The 7814-nt window shown below is 47.3% G+C and carries 7 protein-coding genes; 6 read left to right on the top strand and 1 reads right to left on the bottom strand.

What is annotated here, in order from left to right; all coding sequences use genetic code 11:
* The coding region (locus A3751_RS11840; protein ID WP_082863213.1) for a DNA-directed RNA polymerase subunit alpha at positions 1–642 on the top strand (642 nt) is incomplete at its 5' end.
* 35 nt (positions 643–677) lie between these two features.
* Entirely contained in the window at positions 678–1067 is a 390-nt protein-coding gene (rplQ, locus tag A3751_RS11835; RefSeq protein WP_068456192.1) for a 50S ribosomal protein L17, read from the top strand.
* 102 nt (positions 1068–1169) lie between these two features.
* On the opposite strand, the gene uvrA is transcribed toward rplQ, so the two are convergent.
* The gene (gene uvrA, locus A3751_RS11830; RefSeq protein ID WP_068456189.1) at positions 1170–3995 is read right to left on the bottom strand and encodes an excinuclease ABC subunit UvrA; all 2826 of its coding nucleotides are present in this window, start codon (positions 3993–3995) and stop codon (positions 1170–1172) included.
* Positions 3996–4144: 149 nt separating this feature from the next.
* Between uvrA and A3751_RS11825 the strand changes: the two genes are divergently transcribed.
* The 4 genes from A3751_RS11825 to A3751_RS11810 all read left to right on the top strand — a co-directional run.
* The gene (locus tag A3751_RS11825; RefSeq protein WP_068456186.1) at positions 4145–5503 is read left to right on the top strand and encodes an MFS transporter; all 1359 of its coding nucleotides are present in this window, start codon (positions 4145–4147) and stop codon (positions 5501–5503) included.
* Between the two features lie 148 nt (positions 5504–5651).
* Positions 5652–6221, top strand: coding sequence for a single-stranded DNA-binding protein (gene ssb / locus A3751_RS11820; RefSeq protein WP_068456183.1), 570 nt, complete (start codon positions 5652–5654; stop codon positions 6219–6221).
* A gap of 175 nt (positions 6222–6396) precedes the next feature.
* A complete protein-coding gene (locus A3751_RS11815) occupies positions 6397–6939 on the top strand; it encodes a porin family protein (RefSeq protein ID WP_068456180.1) in 543 nt (180 codons plus the stop codon).
* Between the two features lie 257 nt (positions 6940–7196).
* The coding region (locus tag A3751_RS11810) for a hypothetical protein (protein ID WP_197466300.1) at positions 7197–7814 on the top strand (618 nt) is incomplete at its 3' end.

Genomic DNA, 7814 nt, shown 5'->3' with positions numbered 1-7814 from the left:
GAGGTTCTCAATCCGGACCACGTTATTTGTCATTTAAGCGATAACGGCGAAGTGAACATGAAGCTCAAGATTGCGCGTGGTCGTGGCTATGAGCCCGCTGATCAACGTGCGTTGGGTGAGGATGAGACTCGCGCGATTGGCCGACTTCAGCTAGATGCGTCATATAGCCCTGTAGCACGCGTAGCGTATTCTGTAGAAAACGCTCGTGTTGAGCAGCGCACCGACTTAGATAAGTTGGTTATTGATTTAGAGACAAACGGAACTATTGATCCTGAAGAATCGATCCGTCGTGCAGCGACCATTCTTCAGCAACAATTAGCGGTGTTTGTTGATTTTGATAACGAGAAAGAACCTGTACAAGAGGAAGAAGAGGAAGAAGTAGATCCGATTCTTCTACGTCCTGTGGATGACCTTGAACTTACGGTTCGTTCTGCGAACTGTTTGAAAGCAGAGAACATCTACTACATTGGTGATTTGATTCAGCGCACCGAAGTGGAACTGCTTAAAACACCTAATTTGGGTAAGAAGTCTCTTACTGAAATTAAGGATGTTCTAGCGTCTCGTGGTCTTTCTTTAGGTATGCGTCTTGAAAACTGGCCACCGGCTAGCTTGAAGGGCGATGATCGAGTGCTAGCTCATTAGGCTAGCCTCGACTTAGACAGGTAAGGAATTAAAAAATGCGTCATCGTAAAAGTGGTCGTAAACTCAACCGCAATAGCTCGCACCGAAAGGCGATGTTTAAAAACATGGCTGCATCTCTGGTCGAGCATGAGTTGATTAAAACGACTTTGCCAAAAGCAAAAGAGCTTCGTCGTGTAGCAGAGCCTTTGATTACTCTTGCTAAGAACGATTCAGTTGCAAATCGACGTCTTGCGTTCTCTCGAGTACGCAACGATGCGGTAGTAGCTAAGCTATTCGAAGAGCTTGGTCCACGTTACCAAGATCGTCCTGGCGGTTATATTCGTATCTTAAAATGCGGATATCGCGCCGGCGATGCTGCGCCTATGGCGTATGTAGAGTTGGTAGATCGTCCTATCGTCGATGAGATTGACGAAGACGAAGAGTAAGCTTGCTTCATAAAAAAACCGGCCTAGGCCGGTTTTTTTATTTTGCTTTATAGCACACAAGTTACTGTTTGATACCGGCTCGTTGAGCTCGGAAATCAATGATTAAAGTAAAGGTGCTAGAAATTGGCCGGTAAATGATCCTGAGACTTTTGCTACGTCTTCAGGAGATCCCTCGGCGATTATGTTTCCCCCTCTTGTTCCGCCCTCGGGACCCAAATCAATGACCCAGTCAGCCGTCTTGATAACATCAAGGTTATGTTCGATGACGACAATCGTATTCCCGTGGTCTCGCAGTCGATGGAGGACTGTAAGTAACTGCTGAATGTCGTAAAAATGTAGACCGGTAGTCGGTTCGTCAAGTATGTACAACGTCCGGCCGGTATCTCTTTTTGAAAGCTCCTTTGCTAGTTTGACTCGCTGAGCCTCTCCACCCGATAGTGTTACGGCGCTCTGCCCGAGTCGAATATATGACAAGCCGACGTCAATCAATGTTTGTAGCTTGCGAGCGATGAACGGGACTGCATCAAAAAAAGTTCGGGCGTCTTCAATGGTAAGGTTGAGTACCTCATTAATATTAAGACCCTTGTACTTGATGTCTAATGTTTCCCGGTTGTAACGCTTACCCTTGCAGACATCGCAGGGAACATAAATATCGGGCAAAAAATGCATTTCCACCTTAATCACACCGTCCCCTTGGCAGGCTTCACATCGACCGCCCTTGACGTTGAAGCTGAATCGACCAGGCTTGTACCCTCGTGCGCGCGCCTCCTGAGTGCCTGAGAACAACTCTCTTATCGGTGTAAATAGCCCTGTGTATGTAGCTGGATTTGAGCGTGGCGTTCGGCCAATAGGGCTTTGATCAATATCTATTACCTTGTCGAACAGGTCGAGTCCCTGAACCTCGCTATAATTGCATGCTTCTAGTGTCGTAGCTTTGTTGAGTTCAGTCGCGGCGAGTGGATAAAGGGTAGAATTGATTAATGTGGATTTTCCTGAGCCGGATACTCCGGTAATGCATGTGAACAAGCCACTAGGTATGCTCAGGTTTACATCGTTGAGGTTATTGCCGTTCGCGCCAAGTAGCTTTAACTGTTTTTCAGGCTGGGGGATGATTCGCTTGCTCGGTACTTCAATCTTTTTGCGGCCCGATAGGTAGGCGCCGGTAAGAGAGGCCTCATCGGCCATAACGTGTTCTGGTGTCCCCTCAGATACCACTTCGCCACCGTGAACACCGGCGCCTGGGCCGATGTCGATCACATGGTCAGCAAGTCGGATCGCATCCTCGTCATGTTCCACAACGATGACCGTATTGCCGAGGTCCTTTAAATGCGTCAATGTCTTCAATAGGCGCTCATTATCTCGCTGATGCAGGCCTATTGATGGTTCGTCCAGAATATACATTACCCCCACTAGACCCGCGCCGATCTGACTCGCAAGCCTTATTCGCTGAGCCTCTCCGCCAGAGAGCGTGTCTGCGCTACGGTCTAAGGTTAGATAGTCCAAGCCTACATTTACCAAGAACTCTAGACGCAAGCGAATCTCTTTTAAAATTTTGTCTGCGATCTCGCCGCGCTTCCCAGAGAGCTTTAGGCTTTCGTAGTAATTTAGAGCATCACCAATTGGCCGTGTAATCACTTGAGGGAGCGTTTTCTCATCAATGAACACGTTTCGAGAGCTCTCTTTGAGTCTTGAGCCATGGCAGGAAGGACAGGCCTGTGTCGCTAGATAATTAGATAGTTCTTCTCTAACCATTTGCGATTCTGTTTCTCGGTACCGCCGGTCCATATTCGGAATGACACCCTCAAATGCATGCTCTCGTTGCATGGTGTCGCCGCGGGAATTTACATAGTTAAAAGCGATCTCTTCCTTGCCGCTGCCGTGTAAGATGATCTGCTGAATGTTTTCGGGAATTTCACCGAATGGCGTGTCTATATCAACCGAATAGTGCTGCAAAACGCTGCTAAGTAACTGAAAGTAATAGATAGTTCGGCGGTCCCATCCCTTAATCGCGCCTTCAGCAATGGTTAGTTCGGGGGCGCGAACGACACGATCCGGATCAAAGAACTGTTTGACGCCCAGACCGTCACACGTCTGGCAAGCTCCGGAGGGGTTATTAAATGAGAACATCCGTGGCTCAAGCTCGCTTATTGAATAGCCGCAGACCGGACAAGCGAACCGGGATGAGAAAACCATTTCTTCTTTGTTGGAGTCTTCGTCCATATAGGCAACGACTGCGATGCCATCGGTAAGCTCTAAGCAAGTCTCAAAAGACTCAGCAATTCGCTGCTTGATGTCGCGCCGAACCTTAAATCGGTCAACGACAACCTCGATGGTGTGCTTCTTATTCTTGTCTAGCTTCGGTGTGTCGTCCAGGTCGACTACAATTCCGTTGATTCGAGCGCGGATGAAACCTTGCGTCTGTAACTCTTGAAATGTATGTAAGTGCTCGCCTTTTCGGTTTTGGATAACTGGGGCAAGCATCATTAGCTTTGAGCCCTCTGGTTGCTCACAAACTTTGTCGACCATTTGGCTGACCGTTTGGGCATCCAAGGGTAGGTTGTGTGTGGGGCATCTTGGCTCGCCGGCGCGGGCATATAAAAGGCGAAGGTAGTCGTATATCTCTGTAATCGTCCCCACTGTCGAACGTGGATTATGGGATGTCGATTTTTGCTCAATTGAAATTGCGGGTGAAAGGCCTTCGATATGGTCCACCTCGGGCTTATCCATCATCGATAAAAATTGCCGTGCATAAGTCGACAGCGATTCGACATAGCGCCGTTGGCCTTCGGCATATAATGTATCAAACGCAAGGGATGACTTTCCTGAGCCAGAGAGCCCTGTAATGACAATTAGTTTGTCTCTTGGGATTTCTAGGTCAATGTTTTTGAGATTGTGGGTGCGAGCACCCCTTACGGTGATGTTTTCCATACTTCTACTTTGTAGCGCCGAAACCAACCATTATAGCCTTGAAAGCCGTCTTCGGTTCAGTAATAAAATAGTTTTTCTGCATGTCATCCTAATATCGCTTTAGTGCTAGAATACGCGCCGTTTTGTCTGTTTAACTCCAGTTCTATTCTATGATCGCTAGTGAACGTAAATCAGTACTGTCTTTGGCAATGCTCTATGCCACAAGAATGTTGGGCCTTTTTATGGTCCTTCCAGTTTTCGTGCTTTATGGCAGTGAGTTCGAAGGCTCCACGCCGGCGCTGATCGGTTTGGCCATTGGTGCCTATGGTCTAAGCCAAGCTTTACTGCAGATACCGTTTGGCGCCTTATCCGACCGCTATGGCCGAAAAGTCATGCTCTACATCGGCTTGGTTATTTTCTTCATTGGAAGTGTCGTGTCGGCGTCAAGTGATACGATTTATGGGGTCATTGCGGGTCGCTTTATCCAAGGGGCAGGTGCGATCGCGGCCGTGATTATGGCACTACTAAGTGATTTGACCAGTGTAGAAAGTCGCACCAAGGCAATGGCTTTGGTGGGGATGTCGATAGGCGTTAGCTTTACGTTGGCGTTAATTCTTGGTCCGCTAGTCGCTGACTTGGGGGGGCTGAGGGCCATTTTTTGGCTTACGGCGGCGTTAGCGCTGAGTGCTTTGCTTTGGTCGTTCGTTGCGATACCGAATCCTACGGTGAAGACGAAGCATCGGGATAATCGTGTTTTTAAGGATCAGATCCGAGATGTACTAAGAGACTCTGAGCTTTTGCGATTGGATTTCGGAATTTTTGTTTTGCACTTTGTTCTCACTGCGATGTTCATTGCGATTCCGGTTTCTTTGGTCAATTCGGCCGGCTTGCCATCGCAAGATCATTGGTGGCTATATTTACTGGTTCTAGTAGGCTCTTTCTTCTGTATGGTGCCATTGATTATCGTCGGTGAGAAACACCATAAAATGAAGATGATCTTTTGTCTCGCCATTCTCTTGGTTTTGTCGTCGGCTGCAGCGATGCCGTTGGCGCATTCGCAGTTGGGGTGGTTTGTAGTTGCTCTGTTTATCTTTTTTATGGGGTTCAACCTACTTGAGGCCAGTTTGCCCTCTCTGGTCAGCAAAATTAGTCCGGCCGGCAATAAGGGGACGGCCATGGGCGTATACTCAACGGGTCAATTTGTCGGTGCATTTCTAGGTGGTGTAGTAGGCGGTATGCTGCTTGATTTATACACAGAGACGGCCGTATATATGTTTTCTGTTTGCTTGGTCTCACTTTGGTTGTTGGTCGCGCTAACGATGGAAAACCCGAAACACCAAAAAACCATGACTGTTTTTTTTCGAGAGAATCTAGATTCATCTGAAGTCAGTTCGCTGAGCGATGAGCTTGTCAGACTTGAAGGGGTAGAAGATGCCGTTGTCGTTTCAGATGGCGTTGCCTACTTAAAAGTACTGTCAACGAAGTTGGACGACAACGCTCTAGAGCGCTTGAAGCAGCAATACTCTTAGCGCTTATTTCTTCCTTGTTTAGTAGTGAAATCTCTGCTGATTGAATAGAAAAAAAACAGTACTCGTGAGACAATGCNTGCCACTATTTAATGAATTGAATTTTAATCCTATACGCGAAGGAATGCGTTAATTTAGAAAGGGGAAAACGATGGCCAGAGGCATCAACAAAGTAATTTTGATCGGTAACCTGGGTCAGGATCCGGATGCGCGTTTTACGGCTCAGGGCTCGACGGTCACCAACCTTAACCTAGCGACAGACGAGAGCTACAAAGATAAGCAAACAGGTCAGATGGTTCCTAAAACAGAGTGGCACCGCGTTGTTCTGTTTAATCGCTTAGCAGAGATAGCGAAAGACTACTTGCGAAAAGGCTCTAAAGTTTACATCGAAGGTCGTCTTCAAACGCGCAAGTGGCAGGACCAGCAAGGTCAGGATCGCTACACAACAGAAATTGTTGCCAACGAATTGCAAATGCTCGATTCGAAGGGCGCAGGCATGGATCATGGCGCCCAATCGGGTGGCTACAATCAAGCTCCGCAGCAAGGTGGCGCGCCGAAGCAGCAAAGCTATGCTCCGCAGCCTAATCAAGCTCCGCAATCTCAGGCGGGGCAAAACTACGCTCCTCAGCAAGGTGGATACAACCAAGCTCCACCGCAATCAGCGCCTGCACCGGCCCCCGCGCCGGCGATGGATAATTTTGATGACGATATTCCGTTCTAGCTGATGATTTAACTCTCTGATTGTTTTTAAGGCTCCTTTTTAGGGGCCTTTTTACATTTGAGGGTCTGATTATGAGTTAGCCAGCATGCTGTCTGTCGCGAGTGGTTGGCCAATGTCTATGTTTGAGCGTTGAACATGATGTAGTATTAATTGAATCAGCGTTGAGGAGAAAGTTATGTCTTTGAGAAGTATTGGTGGAATAACCGCTAAGCCCATTCTTTTATTGTTATTTTCTATTGTTGTGTCGCCCTTAGTCGCTGCCGATAGCACGCACGGGAAGCGCTATGTTGGCCTTAACTTTGGTTTTTATGAGCAAGCGTTTTCAGACTCATCTCAATCTGCCTCTATGACCACAGTTGATGGACGAATGGGAGGTTATATTAACGATAATGCCGCCGTTGAGGTGCGTCTAGGGGCGGGCATACTAGGTGATGAGATTGGAGCGCGCGACGTTGATTTGAATTATCAATTAGGTGCCTATACCCGCATTGGCGCATTGTTCGACAATATTTATCCTTATGTGCTTGCAGGCTTTACTCGAGCAGAAGTTGGTTTATCTAACCCAGATACAGATGATGCAGAGACCGATATTTCGTATGGCGTCGGTGTTGATATGAATGTCAGTAATCTGACTGTTAATATTGAATACGCGCAGCTTGTTGATAACGGGAATGTGGATCTTGGTGGATTTGCTCTCGGATTTACTAGCAGTTTCTAGGGTGGTTAAACAAACTGCACTTCTGCGATCTTAATTGAAACCGAACAATGGAAGGTCTGGAGAAATCGTTCTTTGGGCCTTTTTGGTGTGAGTCGCTCGATTCGATACCTAAGCTTTGATGTCCTGTCTAAATGATTGCTAATTATTAATATAGATAATTGCAATTATCTTTTTGCACACAATAACTTACTACCCTATCCTAAAGTGTAATATGAACTATGTGTTTTAGGTGACGGTAGAGTAAATTGTTTCCATTTTTGAAGTCAAAAGGTCCGCCAGGTGTTGTCGGTCTTGAAGTTCGGCCAGACGGCCTTGGCATCGCTATTTCCAGAGGTAGTGGCGATTTAATGTACGCGTTTGAGGCGTGCAATGCGGCAGAACGTGTTGCAAAACTGAGGAGCATTGTCGACGAGCAGGGCTTGGAGAAAATGGCCTGCCGCGTGGTTCTACCGTTCGATCAATATAAAACTTATTCTATCGACAAGCCTCAGGTTGAAGACAGTGAGGTGCCTGATGCCGCCCGTTGGCGCGTTAAAGATATGCTCGATTTCGATCTCGATGATGCGATAACCGATGTGTATGAGTTCCCTGTTGATGCTCTGCGAGGACGGACAGCTCAAGTTAACGTAGTTATTTGTCGTCGCACAATTATCCAAGGACTAGTCAGCTTGGTGAATGATTCAGGGATGGCGCTAGAGAGCATTGATATTGCTGAGCTGTGTTTGAGAAATGTGGCGGTTACGCAAGTGTCAGACCCAGAAAGGCCAGTCGCTATGTTGTATCTCCGGCGAGGCGCAGGGATTATGGTATTCGTCAAAGATCATAGCCTTTATTTGGCGCGACATTTTGACTTCTCTACAGAAGCTTTGAACGAG

The sequence above is a fragment of the Oleiphilus sp. HI0080 genome (genome assembly GCF_001635135.1).
The sequence above is the reverse complement of the archived record's forward strand: the minus strand, read 5'-3'. Positions and strand labels throughout refer to the sequence as shown.

Excerpts from the sequence above, each read along its gene's own strand:
- uvrA (WP_068456189.1), bottom strand. The coding sequence starts at position 3,995 with ATGGAAAACATCACCGTAAGGGGTGCTCGCACCCACAATCTCAAAAAC.
- rplQ (WP_068456192.1), top strand. The coding sequence starts at position 678 with ATGCGTCATCGTAAAAGTGGTCGTAAACTCAACCGCAATAGCTCGCAC.
- A3751_RS11815 (WP_068456180.1), top strand. The coding sequence starts at position 6,397 with ATGTCTTTGAGAAGTATTGGTGGAATAACCGCTAAGCCCATTCTTTTA.
- A3751_RS11825 (WP_068456186.1), top strand. The coding sequence starts at position 4,145 with ATGATCGCTAGTGAACGTAAATCAGTACTGTCTTTGGCAATGCTCTAT.
- ssb (WP_068456183.1), top strand. The coding sequence starts at position 5,652 with ATGGCCAGAGGCATCAACAAAGTAATTTTGATCGGTAACCTGGGTCAG.